The organism is Rhodococcus sp. 852002-51564_SCH6189132-a, from assembly GCF_001665495.1.
Lineage (GTDB): Bacteria > Actinomycetota > Actinomycetes > Mycobacteriales > Mycobacteriaceae > Rhodococcus > Rhodococcus pyridinivorans.
This window is the reverse complement of the sequence record NZ_LZMJ01000050.1, coordinates 50,417-68,187: the sequence shown is the minus strand read 5'-3', so window position 1 is coordinate 68,187 and position 17,771 is coordinate 50,417. Positions and strand designations below refer to the sequence as shown.

The window sequence follows — 17,771 nt, the reverse complement described above, 5'->3', positions numbered from 1 at the left end:
GCTATTCGGGCGGGCGCGGCTGGTCGCCCGGCGAGACCGGCGGACGCGGGGGCTCGTCGGTGGCCGGTGTCGACTCGCTCGTCGCGGAACCGGAACCGGCCGAGTGCTGACCCGATCCGCCGCGATGGGTGACCTTCTCGGCGAGACCACCGACCGTCTCCTGGAGGTGCGGTGCCTTCTCCTTCACGACGCCGGCCGCTTCCGTCACCTTGTCCTGTACCGCAGGAATGACCTTTTCCTGCACTGCCGGGTTGTGCCACAGCTCGTTCGAACGCCCCCGCATCTTGTCGTAGGTCTCGCGTCCCGCCCGGGTCCCCGCGACGAATCCCGCGGCCGCACCTGCAGCGAAGATCAATGCCCGCATCATGACGGTGTCCTCCGTCCTGTCCGTTCGGCGTCCGCGCATTCGGCCGCCCGGCACTGCGATACCCGGTCGGGGAGCGGGCCACACTCTTCTGTCGCGACCCCTGTCCGGCTCTGTCGCGACCCTTGTCCATCTCTGTCATGGCCCGTGTCCAGGAGGTTCGCCGCGACGCTTACGATTGACGGGTGACCAGTGCGCCAGAGAACTCGCAGAACCCCGCCGACGCCCTTCCCAAGAGCTGGGACCCCAGCGCCGTCGAAGCGGAGCTCTACCAGCAGTGGGTCGACGCCGGCTACTTCGAGGCCGACCCCACGAGCGACAAGCCCGGGTACTCGATCGTCCTGCCGCCGCCGAACGTCACCGGCAGCCTGCACATGGGTCACGCCCTCGACCACACCCTCATGGACGTGCTCTCCCGCCGTAAGCGCATGCAGGGCTACGAGGTGCTGTGGCTGCCCGGCATGGACCACGCCGGCATCGCCACCCAGACCGTCGTCGAGAAGCAGCTCGCCGCCGACGGCAAGAAGAAGGAGGACCTCGGTCGCGAGGCCTTCATCGAGAAGGTCTGGCAGTGGAAAGCCGAGTCCGGCGGCATGATCCAGGGCCAGATGCGTCGCATCGGCGACGGTGTGGACTGGTCGCGCGACCGCTTCACCATGGACGAGGGGCTGTCCCGCGCGGTGCAGACGATGTTCAAGCGCCTCTACGACGAGGGGCTGATCTACCGCGCCGAGCGCCTGGTCAACTGGTCGCCCGTGCTGCAGACCGCGATCTCCGACATCGAGGTGAAGTTCGAGGAGGTCGAGGGCGAACTCGTCTCCCTGCGCTACGGCTCCCTGAACGACGACGAGCCGCACGTCGTCGTCGCTACCACTCGTGTGGAGACGATGCTCGGCGACACCGCTGTCGCGGTGCACCCCGAAGACGAGCGCTACAAGGACATCATCGGCACGACGCTCGAGCACCCGATCACCGGCCGGCAGATCCCGATCATCGCCGACGAATACGTCGACCCCGAATTCGGTACGGGCGCAGTGAAGATCACGCCTGCGCACGACCCCAACGACTTCGAGATGGGCCTGCGGCACGACCTGCCGATGCCCACGATCATGGACAAGGCCGGTCGTATCGCCGACTCCGGCACCCGCTTCGACGGCATGGACCGTTTCGAGGCGCGCATCGCGATCCGCGAGGAACTCGCCGCGCAGGGCCGCGTCGTCGCCGAGAAGCGCCCCTACCTGCACAGCGTCGGCCACTCCGAGCGGTCCGGCGAGACCATCGAGCCGCGGCTGTCGATGCAGTGGTGGGTCAAGGTAGACAAGCTCGCCAAGGCTGCCGGCGACGCGGTGCGCAACGGTCACACCGTCATCCACCCGGCGAGCCAGGAACCGCGCTGGTTCGACTGGGTCGACAACATGCACGACTGGTGCATCTCGCGTCAGCTGTGGTGGGGTCACCGCATCCCGATCTGGTACGGCCCGAACGGCGAGGTCGAGTGCTTCGGCCCCGACGAGATCGCCCCCGAGGGCTGGGAGCAGGACCCGGACGTGCTCGACACGTGGTTCTCGTCCGGCCTGTGGCCGTTCTCCACGATGGGCTGGCCGGAGAAGACCCCCGAGCTCGACAAGTTCTATCCCACCAGCGTTCTCGTCACCGGCTACGACATCCTGTTCTTCTGGGTCGCCCGCATGATGATGTTCGGCACCTACGTGTCGGGTGACGACGCGGTGCACCAGGCGCAGGTGCCGTTCCGGGATCTGTTCCTGCACGGCCTCGTCCGCGACCAGTTCGGCAAGAAGATGTCGAAGTCGCGCGGCAACGGCATCGACCCGCTCGACTGGGTCGAGCGTTTCGGCGCCGACGCCCTGCGCTTCACGCTGGCGCGCGGCGCGAACCCGGGTGGCGATCTCGCCGTCGGTGAGGACCACGCCCAGTCGTCGCGCAACTTCGCGAACAAGCTGTTCAACGCGACCAAGTTCGCATTGATGAACGGCGCGGTGATCGGCGAGCTCCCGGCCCGCCAGCAGCTCACCGACGCCGACCGGTGGATCCTCGACCGCCTCGAGCAGGTGCGGACCGAGGTCGACGCGGCCTTCGATCATTACGAGTTCTCGAAGGCGTGCGAGGCGCTCTACCACTTCGCGTGGGACGAGGTCTGCGACTGGTATCTCGAGCTCGCCAAGGTCCAGCTCGCCGAGGGCAGCGCCCACGCCGACGGCACCAAGGTTGTGCTCGGCACCGTCCTCGACCAGCTGCTGCGCCTGCTGCACCCGGTCATCCCGTTCGTCACCGAGACCCTGTGGAAGGTGCTCACCGGCGGCGAGTCCGTCGTCGTCGCGTCCTGGCCCGAGACGTCCGGCATCGCCACCGACGAGACCGCGGCGCAGCGGGTCGCCGACCTGCAGAGGCTCGTCACCGAGATCCGCCGGTTTCGCAGCGACCAGGGTCTCAAGCCGTCGCAGAAGGTCGCGGCCCGGCTCGTCGGTGTCGAGGACGCCGATCTCGTCGCGCAGGTGCCGGCCGTGCAGTCGCTCGCGCGCCTGACCGCGCCGGAGGACTCGTTCTCGGCCACCGCGTCGATCGAGGTCCGGCTGAGCCGCGCGACGGTCACCGTCGAGCTCGACACCTCCGGCAGCATCGACGTCGGCGCCGAGATCGCGCGCCTGCGCAAGGATCTCGCCGCCGCGGAGAAGGAACTGACGGGCACCTCCGCGAAGCTGTCGAACGAGGCCTTCGTCGCGAAGGCACCCGATCAGGTGGTCGAGAAGATCCGCGGTCGCAAGCAGATCGCGGAAGAGGAGATCGCACGGATCACCGCACGACTGAAGGAGCTGGGCGCGGCGTGAGCACCGACACCCCGGGGGCGCCGTCCCCGGTGGACCTGGCCGAACTGACGCTCGTCGAAGCCGAGCTCGACAAGCGCTGGCCGGAGACGAAGATCGAGCCGTCCCTGGCGCGGATCGCCGCGCTCATGGACATCCTCGGGTCGCCGCAGAACAGCTACCCGTCGATCCACGTCGCCGGCACGAACGGCAAGACGTCGACGACCCGGATGATCGACGCGCTGCTCACCCGCATGCACCACCGCGTCGGCCGGACGACGAGCCCGCACCTGCAGCTCGCCACCGAGCGGATCAGCATCGACGGCGCGCCGGTCTCGCCGCGGACCTACGTCGACACCTACCGCGACATCGAACCGTACGTCCGGATGATCGATGAACAGTCCGAGGCGGCCGGTGGCCCGAAGATGAGCAAGTTCGAGGTCACCACCGCCATGGCGTTCGCGGCGTTCGCCGATGCACCCGTCGACGTGGCGGTCGTCGAGGTGGGTCTCGGCGGACGGTGGGACGCCACCAACGTCGTCACCGGGCAGGTCGCGGTGATCACGCCCGTCGGGATCGACCACACGGGTTATCTGGGCGACACCCTCACGGAGATCGCGGGGGAGAAGGCCGGGATCATCAAGAAGGCACCCGACGACGGTCTCGTGCCCCGCGACACCGTGGCGATCATCGCGCAGCAGGATCCGGAGGCGATGGACGTGCTGCTGCGGCAGGCCGTCGAGGCCGACGCGGCCGTGGCCCGTCAGGGATCCGAGTTCGCGGTGGTGCGGCGTGCGGTCGCCGTCGGCGGACAGCAGATCGACCTGCAGGGTCTCGGGGGTCTCTACACCGACATCTTCCTGCCGCTCCACGGCGAGCACCAGGCGCACAACGCGTCGGTCGCGCTGGCCGCGGTCGAGGCGTTCTTCGGGGCGGGCCCCGGCAAGCAGCTCGATGTCGAGGCGGTGCGCGACGCGTTCGCGTCGGTGACCACGCCGGGCCGGCTCGAGCGGGTGCGCAATGCGCCCACCGTCTTCCTCGACGCCGCGCACAACCCGCACGGCGCGAAGGCCCTCGCGGCCGCGCTCGCCCAGGAATTCGACTTCCGCAAGCTCGTGGGCGTCGTGAGCGTGATGGCCGACAAGGACGTCGCGGGTCTGATCGAGGCGCTCGAACCGGTCTTCGACGAGATCGTCGTCACCCACAACGGGTCGCCGCGAGCGATGGACGTCGACGATCTCGCGAACATCGCCGTCGCCCGATTCGGCGACGAACGGGTCGTCACCGCGGCGACGCTCCCGGATGCGATCGAAACCGCGATCGCGATCGCGGAGGAGGTCGGCGAGCCCGGCGAAGCGGTGTCGGGCGCCGGGGTCGTGGTCACCGGTTCGGTGGTGACCGCAGGTGCGGCCCGCAGTCTGTTCGGAAAGGATCCCGCGTGAGCAACGACAAGCCGGAGGAACAGAAGTTCCGGCCGCCGACGACGGACCCCTGGAAGGGCTTCCGCGGCGTGATGGCGGGAACGCTCGTGCTCGAGGCGATCGTGGTGCTGCTGGTGCTGCCGGTGATCGCGACCGTCGGCGGGGGACTGAGCGCGTGGTCGACGACCTACGTCGTGGGCCTCGCCGTTCTCATGTTCCTCGGAGCCGGGGTGCAGAAGAAGTCGTGGGCGATCCCGTTCAACATCACGTTGCAGGTGCTCGCCGTGCTGGGCTTCTTCGTCGACCTCGCGTTCGGTGCGGTGGGTGTGCTCTTCGCCGCGGTGTGGGCGTACATCTTCTACCTGCGCAAGGACATCAGGGATCGCGAATCCAGGGGTCTGCTGCCGGGCCAGCGGGACGACCTCTAGGCTTGTCGCGTGACTGAGCGGACCCTGGTACTGATCAAGCCCGACGGCGTCGCACGCCGTCACGTCGGAGAGATCCTCTCGCGCATCGAGCGCAAGGGGCTGGACATCGTGGCTCTCGAGCTGCGCACCGCGACCGAGGAGGTCGCCGGAGCGCACTACGCCGAGCACGAGGGCAAGCCCTTCTACCCCTCGCTGATCGAGTTCATCACCGGCGGCCCCCTCGTGGCCGCGGTCCTCGAAGGCCCCCGCGCGATCGCGGCGTTCCGGCAGCTCGCCGGTGGCACCGATCCGGTCGAGAAGGCCGTGCCCGGCTCGATCCGTGGCGACCTCGGCCTGGATCCGGGCGAGAACCTGGTCCACGGCTCCGACTCGGTGGAGTCCGCCGAGCGCGAGATCGCTCTCTGGTTCCCCGCCCTGGCTGCGAAGTAACAGCCCCGCACGAGCGGCGCCTGGCGTGTCGCTCACGAAACCTCTCGGGCGTCGCGCTTCGCGCCTCCCGACACCGCCGACGGCGCCCTCCGGGGCGCCGTTGGCGTATCCGTGCATCTCCGTGTGGGATACTGGCAGAGGTTGCCCCGCACACACCGCGTGCGGAGCGGCCGAACGACATCACGGATCGATGCCCGACATCGCTGTGGCCGAGGACGAAGGAGACACCTCGCTCGGCGGCACGCTGGATGTTCCGGCGCTCGACCCGCGATCAAGCCAGGCATTGCTCGGCCGTGCAGTGAAAACGGGCACCGGACGACCGCGCGATGCGAGACCGGAAGGACTCGCGCCCACCCGGCGCGAGTACACAAGCTGCGCCCCCGCGTGGCCGCTCACATCGCTGTTGTCGGTGGTGGACGCGCCCGGGGGCCTTAGGAGACCTACGTGGCCGATCAAGAGCCGCCGGAGAACAACTCGATCGAAGCGTCGGACACAGGGGGACGGAACCTCCTCGGTCTGCCTGCCAAGATCCGCGTCCATGCCCTCGCCAAGCTGCTGGGGCTGACCAGTAAGCAGGTGATCGCGAAAGCCGCCGAGCGCGGCACCGAGCTGCGCAGTGCGCACTCGACCCTCCCACGCGATGTCGCGGAGGACCTGCACGCTGCGTTGAGCGACGACACGGGCACGGCCGAGCCCGCCGTGCAGGAAGCCGAGACGGCTCCCGAAGCTGCAGCCGAGACGGCTCCCGAAGCTGTGGCGGAGACGGCTCCCGAGGCCGAGGCCGTGCCGGAGCCTGCCGTCGAGACGACTCCCGCGCCTGCGACCGAGGCTGCGGAGACCGCCGAGGCCGTGCCGGTCGAGGGTGACGAGCTGCGACCCGCCGAGAAGACCGCGGACGAGACCGCACCGCAGGCACTCGACATCCCCTCCGTCGGAGGACCTACCGGGCTGTTCACCTCGGTGGAGCAGAGCACGCCGCTGTTCGAGATGCCCGAGCCGTCCACCACGGCCGAGCCGATCGTCGCTGCACCGCTGTTCCTCCAGCCCGAGGTGCCCACGCCTGCCGAGGAGGAGGAGACCCGCCCGCGTCGCCGGCGCGCACGCCGCGGCAAGGACACCGAGCAGGCACCGGCCGAGGACGAGCAGCAGACCGCCGAGCCGGCCGCCGCCGAGTCCACCGAGGAAGCGCCGTCGCAGCAGGCGGACGAAGACCAGGACGACCAGCCGCGTCGCCGCCGCCGCGGACGTCGCGGTCGTGGACGTGGCCGCGGGGACGGCACCGACACCGACCAGCAGGACGAGACGACCGCGACCGGCGAGGACTCCGAGTCCGCCGCCGCGGAGACGGAGAAGTCCGCGGCCGCGGAGACGGAGAAGTCCGCCGAAGCGGAGTCCACCGCAGCGGAGACTCCCGCCGAGGAGACCGCCGGCACCGAGGAGAGCACCTCCGACGAGTCCGCCTCGGGCGACGAGCAGAGCAGCGACGAGCACGACACCGACGACGAGCAGGGCGGGGGGACGTCCCGTCGTCGCCGCCGTCGCCGTCGCCGTCGCGGTTCCGACACCGACACCGCGAGCACCGACGACGACTCGGTTCCCACGGTCGTCCACGAGCGGGAGCCGCGTCCGAAGAGCCGCGCCAAGGACGAGGTCCAGGGCATCAGCGGTTCGACGCGCCTCGAGGCGAAGCGTCAGCGTCGCCGCGACGGTCGCGAGGCCGGTCGCCGCCGGCCCCCGATCCTCACCGAATCCGAGTTCCTCGCCCGCCGCGAGGCTGTCGACCGGGTCATGGTCGTGCGCGAACGCACGGGCGGTTCCCACGCGGGCATGACGCAGGTCGCGGTGCTCGAGGACGGCATCCTCGTCGAGCACTTCGTCACGACCTCCGGTTCGGCGTCGATGGTCGGCAACATCTACCTCGGTCGCGTGCAGAACGTGCTCCCGTCCATGGAGGCGGCGTTCATCGACATCGGCCGTGGCCGCAACGGCGTGCTCTACGCGGGTGAGGTGAACTGGGAGGCCGCCGGCCTCGGAGGCAACTCCCGCAAGATCGAGCAGGCCCTCAAGCCCGGCGACCAGGTGGTCGTGCAGGTCAGCAAGGACCCGGTCGGTCACAAGGGCGCGCGTCTGACCACCCAGATCAGCCTCGCCGGACGCTTCCTGGTCTACGTGCCGGGAGGTTCGTCCACGGGCATCAGCCGCAAGCTCCCCGACACCGAGCGCAAGCGTCTGAAGGACATCCTCCGCGAGATCGTCCCCTCCGAGGCGGGCGTGATCATTCGTACCGCCGCCGAGGGCGTGAGCGAGGAGGAACTCTCGCGCGACGTCACCCGCCTGCAGACGCAGTGGGAGTCGATCCGCGAGCAGTCCGAGAAGCTGCAGGCCGACGCCTCGGGCCAGCCGAAGACGCTCTACGAGGAGCCGGATCTGCTCGTGAAGGTCGTGCGAGACCTGTTCAACGAGGACTTCTCCAAGCTCGTCATCGAGGGCGACTCGGCGTGGAACACCGTCGAGAGCTACATCCGGACGGTCGCACCCGACCTGCTGCCGCGCGTCGAGCGCTACCGTTCGGAGAACTCGGTGGACGTCTTCGGTGCGCACCGCATCGACGAGCAGCTCGCGAAGGCTCTCGACCGCAAGGTGTGGCTGCCCTCCGGCGGCACGCTCGTCATCGACCGCACCGAGGCGATGACCGTCATCGATGTCAACACCGGCAAGTTCACCGGTTCCGGCGGCAACCTCGAGGAGACGGTCACCCGTAACAACCTCGAGGCGGCCGAGGAGATCGTCCGCCAGATGCGCCTGCGCGACATCGGCGGCATGATCGTCGTCGACTTCATCGACATGGTCCTCGAGTCGAACCGCGACCTCGTACTGCGTCGCCTGACCGAGGCCCTCGGCCGGGACCGCACCCGCCACCAGGTCTCGGAGGTCACCTCGCTCGGCCTGGTCCAGATGACGCGCAAGCGGCTCGGGACCGGTCTCGTCGAGGCGTTCTCCACCACCTGTGAGCACTGCAGCGGCCGCGGCCTCATCGTGCACTCGGAGCCGATCGAGTCGAAGTCCTCGGACGACTCCGGTCGTTCGTCCGGCGGTGGTTCGCGGCGTAAGCGTGGACGCGACAAGAGTTCGCAGGAGCCCGCCGCCGAGACGCACACGACGCCGTCGCCCGAAGAGGTCGTCAAGCGTGCCGCGCACCCCGTCGCGCTCGCGATGGCCGCGCACAACTCGACACCGGCCGCGGACGCTCCGGCTGCAGAGCCGGCAGCGACCGAGACCGCATCCGAGGCGGCGTCCGCACCTGCGGGCGACGTCGACCCGGTCAAGGTCACCGAGCCGCTGCGGGCCGTCGAGCCCGAGAAGGTCGCCGCACCGACGAAGGAGCCCGTCGCAGGGGAGGACGCCACCACGGTGACGACCGCCTCCGACGAGCCCGCCGAGATCGAGGCAGAGGTCGCAGCAGCCGAAGCCGCGGTCGTGGAGACCGCTGTTCCCGAGGCTGCCGTGTCCGAGACGGCCGTCTCCGGCGCAGGGGAGAGCACCGACGGAGCGGCTTCCGTCGAGGCCGCAGGACCGGCTCCCCGTCGCCGTCGGGCACGCAGGGTCGCCCGGGCGGCCGCAGCGCCCGCCGGGGACGGTGGGCCTACAGCCAAGGTGTTCGTCGTCCCCGCGACGACCGGGTCGTCCACGGGGGCCGAGTCGGACTCCCGGCCGAGCACACCGGTCGAGACGCCGGTGGAGATCGTGCGGCGACCGCGTTCGCGGCGTGCCGCAGGGCGCCCCGCCGGACCTCCGGTGGACGCCGAAGCGTGACCCTCCGCTTCCGGGCCGGTCACGACCGGCCCGGAAGCGGGCACTACCGTGCCACCCGGTTTGACCCTGGGAGTCACCTTCCCGTAATCTTGTTCAGTCGCTACTCGGCGATAGTGCCCAGCCGCGTCCGGATTCAGGATGCCGGCGGGACCCGAGTCAGCAACCACACCAGACCAGTCGCGTCCGCAGCACTGTGGCGCGAGCACGTTCGAAGAAGCAAGGGGTAGCCGTCCGATGGCAACGTACGCGATCGTCAAGACCGGCGGTAAGCAGTACAAGGTCGCTGAAGGCGACCTCGTCAAGGTCGAGAAGATCGAGGGTGAGCCCGGCGCTGCTGTCTCGCTTGCCCCGGTCCTCGTCGTCGACGGATCCGAACTGACCACCGACGCCGACAAGCTGGCCAAGGTCTCGGTCACCGGCGAGATCGTCGAGCACACCAAGGGCCCGAAGATCCGCATCCACAAGTTCAAGAACAAGACCGGGTACCACAAGCGCCAGGGCCACCGTCAGAAGCTGACGGTCGTCAAGGTCACCGGCATCAAGTAAACCGAGCTTCGAGCTTCAACCCCAGGAGGGTTCGTCATGGCACACAAGAAGGGCGCATCCAGCTCCCGTAACGGTCGCGATTCGAACGCACAGCGACTCGGCGTCAAGCGCTTCGGTGGCCAGGCCGTCAACGCCGGCGAGATCATCGTGCGCCAGCGCGGCACCCACTTCCACCCCGGCGTGAACGTGGGACGCGGCGGCGACGACACGCTGTTCGCCCTCGCGGCCGGTGCCGTCGAGTTCGGTACCAAGCGCGGTCGCAAGACCGTCAACATCGTTCCGGCTGCGGCAGACGCCTGATCTGCCGTCCGGTAACGGACACCGCGGGACCAGCTCCCGCGACATACTCCCAATAGGGGCGGGCCAGGGTCGCACACCCTGACCCGCCCTTGTTGCGTTGATCACCAGGTTTGTTTTTTAGGACGAGAGAAGGTCCACCCATGTCCCGCTTCATCGACCGGGTGGTGCTGCACGTCAGCGCCGGCAAGGGCGGCAACGGCTGCGCCTCCGTCCACCGCGAGAAGTTCAAGCCGCTCGGCGGCCCCGACGGCGGTAACGGAGGAAACGGCGGCGATGTCGTCCTCGAAGTCGACCGGAACGTCCACACCCTGCTCGACTTCCACTTCCACCAGCACGCCAAGGCGACCAACGGTGCCCAGGGCGCCGGCGGCCACCGCAACGGTGCCAACGGCGGCGACCTCGTCCTGAAGGTTCCCGACGGCACCGTCGTACTCGACCGCGACGGCCGCATCCTCGCCGACCTCGTGGGCACCGGCACGCGTTTCGTCGCCGCGCACGGCGGTCGCGGTGGTCTCGGCAATGCCGCACTCGCGTCTAAGGCACGCAAGGCCCCCGGCTTCGCGCTCCTCGGTGAGGAAGGCGAGGAACTCGACCTCGTCCTCGAACTGAAGTCCGTCGCCGACGTCGGCCTCGTGGGCTTCCCCTCGGCCGGCAAGTCGTCGCTCGTGTCGGTGCTGTCGGCCGCCAAGCCGAAGATCGCCGACTACCCGTTCACCACCCTCGTGCCGAATCTCGGTGTGGTGCAGTCGGGCGACACGACCTTCACCGTCGCCGACGTGCCCGGCCTGATCCCCGGCGCCAGTGAGGGTCGCGGCCTCGGCCTCGACTTCCTCCGTCATCTCGAGCGCTGCGCCGTGCTCGCGCACGTTGTCGACTGCGCGACCCTCGAACCCGGCCGCGACCCGATCTCCGACATCGACGCGCTCGAGGCCGAACTCGCCGCCTACCAGCCTGCGCTGTCGGGCGACAGCGGACTCGGCGACCTCGCCGAGCGCCCCCGCATCGTCATCCTCAACAAGGCCGACGTGCCCGACGCGAAAGAACTCGCCGAGTTCGTCACCCCCGAACTCGAGGCCCGTGGCTGGCCGGTCTTCACGATCTCGGCCGTGAGCCGCGACGGCCTGCGTCCGCTGACGTTCGCCCTCGCGAGGATGGTCGACGAGTACCGGGCGGCGCATCCGCCGGCCGCGCCCACCCGCCCGGTGATCCGTCCCGTCGCCCGCGACGAGGAGGCCTTCACCGTGGTCCGCGATCCCGAGGTGCCCGGCGGATTCATCGTGCGGGGCACCCGTCCCGAGCGGTGGGTGCGCCAGACGGCCTTCGACAACGACGAGGCCGTGGGTTACCTCGCCGACCGACTCGCCCGTCTCGGCGTCGAGGACAAGCTCGTCAAGCTCGGCGCGGAACCCGGATGCTGGGTCACCATCGGCGAGGTCGGCTTCGAGTGGGAACCGCAGACGCAGGCCGGCGTGGACGTCGTGCCCACCGGTCGCGGCACCGATGCCCGTCTCGACCAGGTCGACCGCGTCGGCGCTGCCGAGCGTCGCCACGCGAAGAAGGTGCGCCGCGGCCTGGCCACCGACGACGAGTTCGAGTAACCGTCCGCGCGTCCCCACCGTTCAGGAAACCCGAAGCGTACCGAGGAGAACATGAGCGACACCCGGGAGGTCGTCTCCCACGCCCGCAGCGTAGTGGTCAAGATCGGCTCGTCGGCGATCACGAGCCTGGTGGGTGGACTCGACCGTGGCCGGCTCGATCGTCTCGTCGATGCCATCGAGGCCCGCATCCGCACGGGTTCGAGTGTCATCGTGGTCTCCTCGGGTGCGGTCGGTGCCGGGCTCGCACCGCTCGGTCTCACGAGTCGGCCGCGTGATCTCGCGACGAAGCAGGCCGCGGCCAGCGTCGGGCAGCTCACCCTCGCCCACGCCTGGGGCACCTCCTTCGCCCGCTACGACCGCACGGTGGGCCAGGTGCTCCTCACCGCCGACGACATCGGCCGGCGCACTCAGCACCGCAACGCGCAACGCACCCTCGACCGGCTGCGTTCGCTCGGGGCGGTGCCGGTGGTCAACGAGAACGACACCGTCGCGACCGTCGAACTGCGCTTCGGCGACAACGACCGGCTCGCTGCACTCGTCGCGCATCTCATCGGCGCCGACGCGCTGATCCTGCTGTCCGACGTCGACGGCTTGTACGACGGGGATCCCCGCAAGGGCTCCGCGAACCTCATCCCCGAGGTCCGCACCCCCGAGGATCTCGACGGTGTGGTCGCCGGGTCGGGCGGCGCGCTGGGCACCGGTGGCATGGCGTCGAAACTGTCCGCGGCCCGTCTCGCGGCGGACTCCGGCGTGCCGGTGCTGCTCGCCGCGGCCTCCCAGGCCGATCGTGCGCTGGGCGCCGCCGACGTCGGCACGGCCTTCGCGGCCCGCCCACAGCGTCTGTCGGCGCGGCGTTTCTGGGTGCGGCACGCCGCCGACGTCCACGGTTCGCTGTATCTCGACGAGGGTGCCGTGCGGGCCGTGATGGAGCGGCGACGCTCGTTGCTCGCCGCCGGAATCACCGGCACCAGTGGTGGTTTCCACGCCGGCGACGTCGTCGGCATCGTCGCGCCCGACGGCCGCACGGTCGCGCGCGGGGTGGTGGCCTACGACGCGTCCGAACTCGATTTCATGATCGGCTTCTCGACCGGTCAGCTGCCGCCGGATCTCCAGCGACCCGTCGTGCACGCCGACGACCTCGTCCGGGTGGTCTGAGAACCTCACGAAGTCGGTGCGGTCACCGCGTCGGCCAGGAAGGCGAGGGTCTCCGAGGTACCCGCCTCGAGCTTGAGGGTCGCCAGCGCATCCCCGCGGGTGGGGCCACGATTGATCACCACCACCGGGATGTTCCGCTGCACGGCGCGACGTACGAACCGCAACCCCGACTGCACCGTCAGTGAACTCCCGGCGACCAGCAGGGCGTCGGCACCGTCCACCACCGAGAAGGCGAGATCGACGCGCGGGCGCGGCACCGTCTCCCCGAAGTACACGATGTCGGGTTTGAGCATCCCGTCGCAGCGCTCGCAGTCGACGACGACGAAGTCCTCGGTGTCGGTGACCACCGCGTCCGCATCGGGGGCGACCTCGAGACCGGTTGTCGCGCGCATCCGATCGTCGAATCCCGGATTGGCCGCGCACAGCCGTTCGTGCAGCGTGAACCGCGAGATGCGGTGTTCGCACGACAGGCATCGGACCTGCGCGTAGGTGCCGTGCAGGTCGACGACCTGCCGGCTGCCGGCCTTCGTGTGCAGCAGGTCGACGTTCTGGGTGATCGCGCCGACGACCGAACCGGCGCGTTCGAGGGCCGCGAGCGCCCGGTGCCCGGGATTCGGGCGGGCGGCGTCCATGTGCTTCCAGCCGACGTGGTTGCGGGCCCAGTAGCGTTGCCGGAACTCCGCGTCGCCGACGAACTGCTGGTAGGTCATCGGGTTGCGGGGCGGCGAGTCCGGTCCGCGATAGTCGGGGATACCGGAGTCCGTCGACAGCCCGGCGCCGGTGAGAACAGCGATCCGACGGCCGTGCAGGAGAGTGGGCAGGTCGTCGGAACGGAGTGGAACGTCGATCACTCCTTCTACGGTAGGCCGCTTCCGGGAACCGGTGCCGCGGGCAGCAGCGCGCGGACCGCATCGATGGTGTCGGCGTCGGCGGCCGACTTGTCGGGCCGGTACCGCAGCACCCGTGCGAAGCGCAGCGCCACCCCGCCCGGATAGCGGCTGCTCGTCTGCACTCCGTCGAGTTCGATCTCGACGACGATCGCGGGTCGCAGGTGGACGGTGTGCTCGTCGCGGTGTGTCTCGTGGCGTGGGAATTCCTCTGTCTGCCACTGCAGCAGCGCGTCGGTGAGTCCCTTGAACGTCTTCCCGACCATGATCGGCGGACCACCGTCGGGGTCGCGGGCACCGAGGTGCAGGTTGGACAGGAAGCCGGTGCGGCGCCCGTAACCCCATTCGGCGGCGAGCACCACGAGATCCAGGGTGTGCTCGGGTTTGACCTTCTGCCAGGCTCGGCCCCGGCGGCCGGCGGTGTAGGTCGATGTGAGCGACTTCACCATGACGCCCTCGTGACCGTTGCCGAGCGAGTCACCGAGGTGCGCCTCGGCACTGTCGGCGTCCGGAGCGACGAGCGTGGGGATGCGGTGCTCACCCGCGACGCGGGCGAGATGGTCGCGACGCACCGACAGCGGCTCGTCGAGCAGGTCGGCGCCGTCGAGGTGCAGGCAGTCGAAGAAGTACGGGTGGAGAAGCAGTTCGCGTTCGGAGCGGGCACCGAACAGGCTCATGGTCTCCTGGAACGGTCGGGGACGGCCGGCATCGGTGAGCGCGAGTGTCTCGCCGTCGAGCACGACACTGCGGCACGGCAGCGCCCGGACGAGTTCGACCAGTTCGGGGACCGATGCGGTGATGTCGCGCAGCGTGCGGGTGAAGATCCACACCGCGTCCTCGTGGCGGTGCACCTGGATGCGTGCACCGTCGAGTTTGTACTCCACGCTCACCGCCCCGTCGAACTCGATGAGTGCCGCCTCGAGCGACTCGGCGGGTGAGGCGAGCATCGGCCGGACCGGTCGGCCGAGCTCCAGGCCGAACTCCGCCAGCGCGTCGACACCACCCTCGAAGGCCGCCGCTGCGGCCTGCGCGAGTCGGCCCGACAACATCACCGCCCGACGGACCGGTTCGACGGGGAGACCGGCTGCCGCTGCGACCGCATCGGTCATCACCCCTTCGAGCGCGCCCTGCCGCAGCTCACCGCCGAGGAGCGCGACGAGGAAACGCTGCTCGGCCTCGGTGGCCCGTCCGAACAGATCCAGGAGCAGTTGCTGCCGCGCGGCGGTGGATCCGGAACCGGAGATGCCGGCGAGGCGGTCGAGGAAGCCGGACACCTCGTCGACGTCGAGCACGGGATCGTCGGCGACCGGTGCGGAGAGGCCGGCGAGGGTGCGGAAACCGACACCCAGGCGACCCTGGGTCATCTCTCCGGACAACCATGAGACCACCGCTTCGACCTCGTGAGGTTCGGCGCGCCCGAGTAGTTCCCGCAGCAGATCGATCTTGGTGCGTCGTGACCGTGTGGCGGCGACGGCGACGGAGGTGTCGACAACCGAGTGCAGCAGCATCGCTTCGACGTTAGCGCCCGGACGTGCCACGCGGAGGGAATCGTGCGCCGGGGTGTATTTCCGCACGGGGGTGGGAATCGAGAGGCCAGGATGGTGCACAGGACGCCTCCACGCAGGGAGGGACGGGAGACGCGGATGAGCAAGGACGCCGATGCAGTCGAACTCGACGTGGACGGTCGCACGGTGCGCATCTCGCACCCCGAGCGCGTGTACTTCCCCGAGATCGGGGCGACCAAGCTCGACCTCGCGAACTACTACCTGAGCGTGGGGGAGGGGATCGTCCGGGCACTCCGCGAACGGCCCTGCATGCTGCACCGGTTTCCCGACGGGCTCGAAGGGCGGAAGGTACACCAGAAGCGTTTGCCGCGCGGGGCTCCGGACTGGGTCGAGACCGTGCGGGTGCACTTCCCGCGCTACGACCGCGATGCCGACGAACTGTGCGTGACCCATCTCGCCGACGTCGTGTGGGCCGTGCAGATGTCCACCGTGGAGTTCCATCCGTGGAACTCGCGGCGCAGCGACGTGGAGCGACCCGACGAGTGGAGGATCGACCTCGATCCGATGCCCGACTGCGATTTCGACCGGGTCCGGCGTGTCGCGAAGGTGGCGCACGAGGTGCTCGACGAACTCGGTGCCGTGGGCTGGCCGAAGACCTCGGGCGGCGACGGCCTGCACGTCTACGTCCGGATCGCGCCGGAATGGGAGTTCGACGACGTCCGAAGGGCCGCATGGGCTTTCGCGCGGGAGGTGGAACGACGCGCGCCCGGCGACGTGACGACGGCATGGTGGCGCAAGGAACGCGACCCGTCGGCGGTCTTCGTCGACTACAACCAGAACTCGCGCGACCACACGATCGCCAGTGCCTATTCGGTCCGCGGTGTGTCGGAGGCGACGGTCTCCACTCCGGTGCGGTGGGAGGAGATCGACGACCTCGAACCGCGGGACTTCACGATCCGGACCGTGCCGAAGCGGTTCGAGGAACTCGGCGACCTGCACTCGGGTATCGACGACGCGGTCTTCTCCCTCGATCCGCTCCTGGAATGGGCGGAACGCGACGAGAAGCCGTCGGAGTGAGCCCTATGGCCCGGTAACGGTGGCCCGGTAGACGTGGCCTAGTAACCGGCGCTGGGATCGACGACCCCGATCGGCACGAGGCCGGATGCGAAGCGTGTGACGTTCTCGATCACGTGCTCGAGATAGGCCGGGATGCGCAGCGGGGGTGGATTGGCGTCGTGGGGAGTGATCACGGCGTTGGGGAGCGTCCACAACGGATGATCCTCGGGGAGCGGTTCGGGATCGGTGACGTCGAGCCCTGCACCACCGATCGCGCCGGATCGGAGAGCGGCGACGAGAGCGTCGGTGTCGACGAGATCGCCCCGGGCGACGTTGACGACCCACGCCGTGGACTTCATCGCTGCGAGCTCGGTTGCGCCGACGAGCTGCTCGACGTCGAGAGTGGCCGTCGCGGAGATGACGAAATGATCTGCCAGAGGCCATATCTCGTCGATACGTTCGACGGGGAACGTCTCGATGGCTCCCGGCACGGGACGACCGCTGCGGGTGACGGCGAGCGCGCGCGCCCCCAGCGCGGCCAGCATCGGGATCAGCGCCCGGCCGACACCCCCGGCGCCGATGATCCCGACCGTCGCGCCGCGGAGGGTGCCGACGACCGGCGCGAGACTCTCGGGTGTCCACGAGGTGGCCGCCAGATGGGCCGGCAGGGCCCGGACCCCGGCGAGCAGGAGCAGGAGCGCGTGCTCGGCGACGGTCGTGGAGTAGGCCGCGGCCGCCGACGTCCAGGTGACGCGAGGATGGGCCTTGACGACGCCCTGCGACAGCCAGTACTCGACACCGGCGGACGGTAGCTGCACCCAGCGGACGGAGGCGGGGAGGACCTCGGGGAAGTCCTGCGGCCCGGCCGTCCAGACGAGCGCGTCGGGGGTCTCCTCGAGTCCGCAGGGCACGCCGCCCCCGCCCGTGACCGCCCGTTCGAAACGGGGGTCGCGCTCGGGGCCGACAGCGATGCGGGGCGCACGCTCGGGAGTCATGGTCTCGACTCTAAGCGTCCGCCCCTCATCGGTCACGTGGTTACCGCGCTCAGGCGGGTTCGACGATCAACGGGTACACACCGTTCTCGTCGTGCACCTCACGGCCGGTGACCGGGGGATTGAAGACGCACAGCATGCGCATGCGCGTTTCGGGGAGCACGCGGTGACGCTCGTGTCCGTTGAGCAGGTACATCGTGCCCGGAGCGAGGTCGTACTCCACGTCGTTGTCGAGGTCCTGGAGCTTGCCGGTGCCCTCGACGAGCCACACGGCCTCGACGTGGTTGGCGTAGTGGAACTCGTTGACGGTGCCGGGTTCGATGGTGGTCTCGTGGAACGAGAAGCCCACCTTGTCGCCGGCGAGGACGATGCGCTTGCTGCGCCACTGGCCGTCCTCCGAGACGACGTCGCGCTCGGTGCCGGTGATCTCTTCTGTCGTACGAACGATCATGGGT

15 protein-coding genes are annotated in these 17,771 nt (G+C 69.5%); 10 read left to right on the top strand and 5 right to left on the bottom strand.

Features of this window, described 5'->3' with window-relative positions; all coding sequences use genetic code 11:
- Position 1: 1 nt before the first annotated feature.
- A complete protein-coding gene (locus tag A5767_RS12310; protein WP_064852413.1) occupies positions 2-367 on the bottom strand; it encodes a hypothetical protein in 366 nt (121 codons plus the stop codon).
- Between the two features lie 182 nt (positions 368-549).
- Here A5767_RS12310 and A5767_RS12305 point away from each other — a divergent pair, with 182 nt between their 5' ends.
- From A5767_RS12305 to proB, 9 genes are all read left to right on the top strand, one after another.
- On the top strand, positions 550-3,210 hold the full coding sequence (locus A5767_RS12305) for a valine--tRNA ligase (RefSeq protein WP_064852407.1): 2,661 nt from the start codon (positions 550-552) through the stop codon (positions 3,208-3,210).
- The gene (gene folC, locus A5767_RS12300; protein ID WP_064852406.1) at positions 3,207-4,628 is read left to right on the top strand and encodes a bifunctional tetrahydrofolate synthase/dihydrofolate synthase; all 1,422 of its coding nucleotides are present in this window, start codon (positions 3,207-3,209) and stop codon (positions 4,626-4,628) included. The genes A5767_RS12305 and folC overlap by 4 nt, the downstream gene beginning before the upstream one ends.
- Positions 4,625-5,035, top strand: a complete 411-nt coding sequence (locus A5767_RS12295; RefSeq protein ID WP_006551180.1) for a DUF4233 domain-containing protein — start codon at positions 4,625-4,627, stop codon at positions 5,033-5,035. Before folC ends, A5767_RS12295 begins: the two co-directional genes overlap by 4 nt.
- Positions 5,036-5,044: 9 nt before the next feature.
- On the top strand, positions 5,045-5,464 hold the full coding sequence (ndk, locus tag A5767_RS12290; protein ID WP_006551181.1) for a nucleoside-diphosphate kinase: 420 nt from the start codon (positions 5,045-5,047) through the stop codon (positions 5,462-5,464).
- Between the two features lie 444 nt (positions 5,465-5,908).
- A complete protein-coding gene (locus A5767_RS12285; protein ID WP_064852405.1) occupies positions 5,909-9,277 on the top strand; it encodes a translation initiation factor IF-2 N-terminal domain-containing protein in 3,369 nt (1,122 codons plus the stop codon).
- Positions 9,278-9,511: 234 nt separating this feature from the next.
- Entirely contained in the window at positions 9,512-9,823 is a 312-nt protein-coding gene (rplU, locus tag A5767_RS12280) for a 50S ribosomal protein L21 (RefSeq protein WP_006551183.1), read from the top strand.
- A gap of 36 nt (positions 9,824-9,859) precedes the next feature.
- Positions 9,860-10,123 (top strand): 50S ribosomal protein L27, encoded by a 264-nt coding sequence (gene rpmA, locus A5767_RS12275; RefSeq protein WP_006551184.1) that lies wholly within the window; start codon positions 9,860-9,862, stop codon positions 10,121-10,123.
- Positions 10,124-10,263: 140 nt separating this feature from the next.
- Positions 10,264-11,721: a GTPase ObgE gene (gene obgE / locus A5767_RS12270; protein ID WP_019289071.1), complete on the top strand. Its 1,458-nt coding sequence runs from the start codon at positions 10,264-10,266 to the stop codon at positions 11,719-11,721.
- Positions 11,722-11,772: 51 nt separating this feature from the next.
- Complete coding sequence (proB, locus tag A5767_RS12265; RefSeq protein WP_006551186.1) at positions 11,773-12,876, top strand: glutamate 5-kinase; 1,104 nt, start codon at positions 11,773-11,775, stop codon at positions 12,874-12,876.
- 5 nt (positions 12,877-12,881) lie between these two features.
- Here proB and A5767_RS12260 read toward each other — a convergent pair whose 3' ends face one another.
- Both A5767_RS12260 and A5767_RS12255 read right to left on the bottom strand, forming a co-directional pair.
- The gene (locus tag A5767_RS12260) at positions 12,882-13,727 is read right to left on the bottom strand and encodes an NAD-dependent protein deacetylase (protein WP_064852404.1); all 846 of its coding nucleotides are present in this window, start codon (positions 13,725-13,727) and stop codon (positions 12,882-12,884) included.
- 5 nt (positions 13,728-13,732) lie between these two features.
- A complete protein-coding gene (locus A5767_RS12255; protein WP_064852412.1) occupies positions 13,733-15,271 on the bottom strand; it encodes an ATP-dependent DNA ligase in 1,539 nt (512 codons plus the stop codon).
- Between the two features lie 135 nt (positions 15,272-15,406).
- On the opposite strand from A5767_RS12255, the gene ligD reads away from it, so the two are divergent.
- Positions 15,407-16,345: a non-homologous end-joining DNA ligase gene (ligD, locus tag A5767_RS12250; RefSeq protein ID WP_064256379.1), complete on the top strand. Its 939-nt coding sequence runs from the start codon at positions 15,407-15,409 to the stop codon at positions 16,343-16,345.
- 38 nt (positions 16,346-16,383) lie between these two features.
- Here ligD and A5767_RS12245 read toward each other — a convergent pair whose 3' ends face one another.
- Both A5767_RS12245 and A5767_RS12240 read right to left on the bottom strand, forming a co-directional pair.
- Positions 16,384-17,319 (bottom strand): D-isomer specific 2-hydroxyacid dehydrogenase family protein, encoded by a 936-nt coding sequence (locus A5767_RS12245; RefSeq protein ID WP_024100603.1) that lies wholly within the window; start codon positions 17,317-17,319, stop codon positions 16,384-16,386.
- Between the two features lie 49 nt (positions 17,320-17,368).
- Positions 17,369-17,767: an ectoine synthase gene (locus A5767_RS12240; protein ID WP_006551191.1), complete on the bottom strand. Its 399-nt coding sequence runs from the start codon at positions 17,765-17,767 to the stop codon at positions 17,369-17,371.
- Positions 17,768-17,771 lie beyond the last annotated feature (4 nt).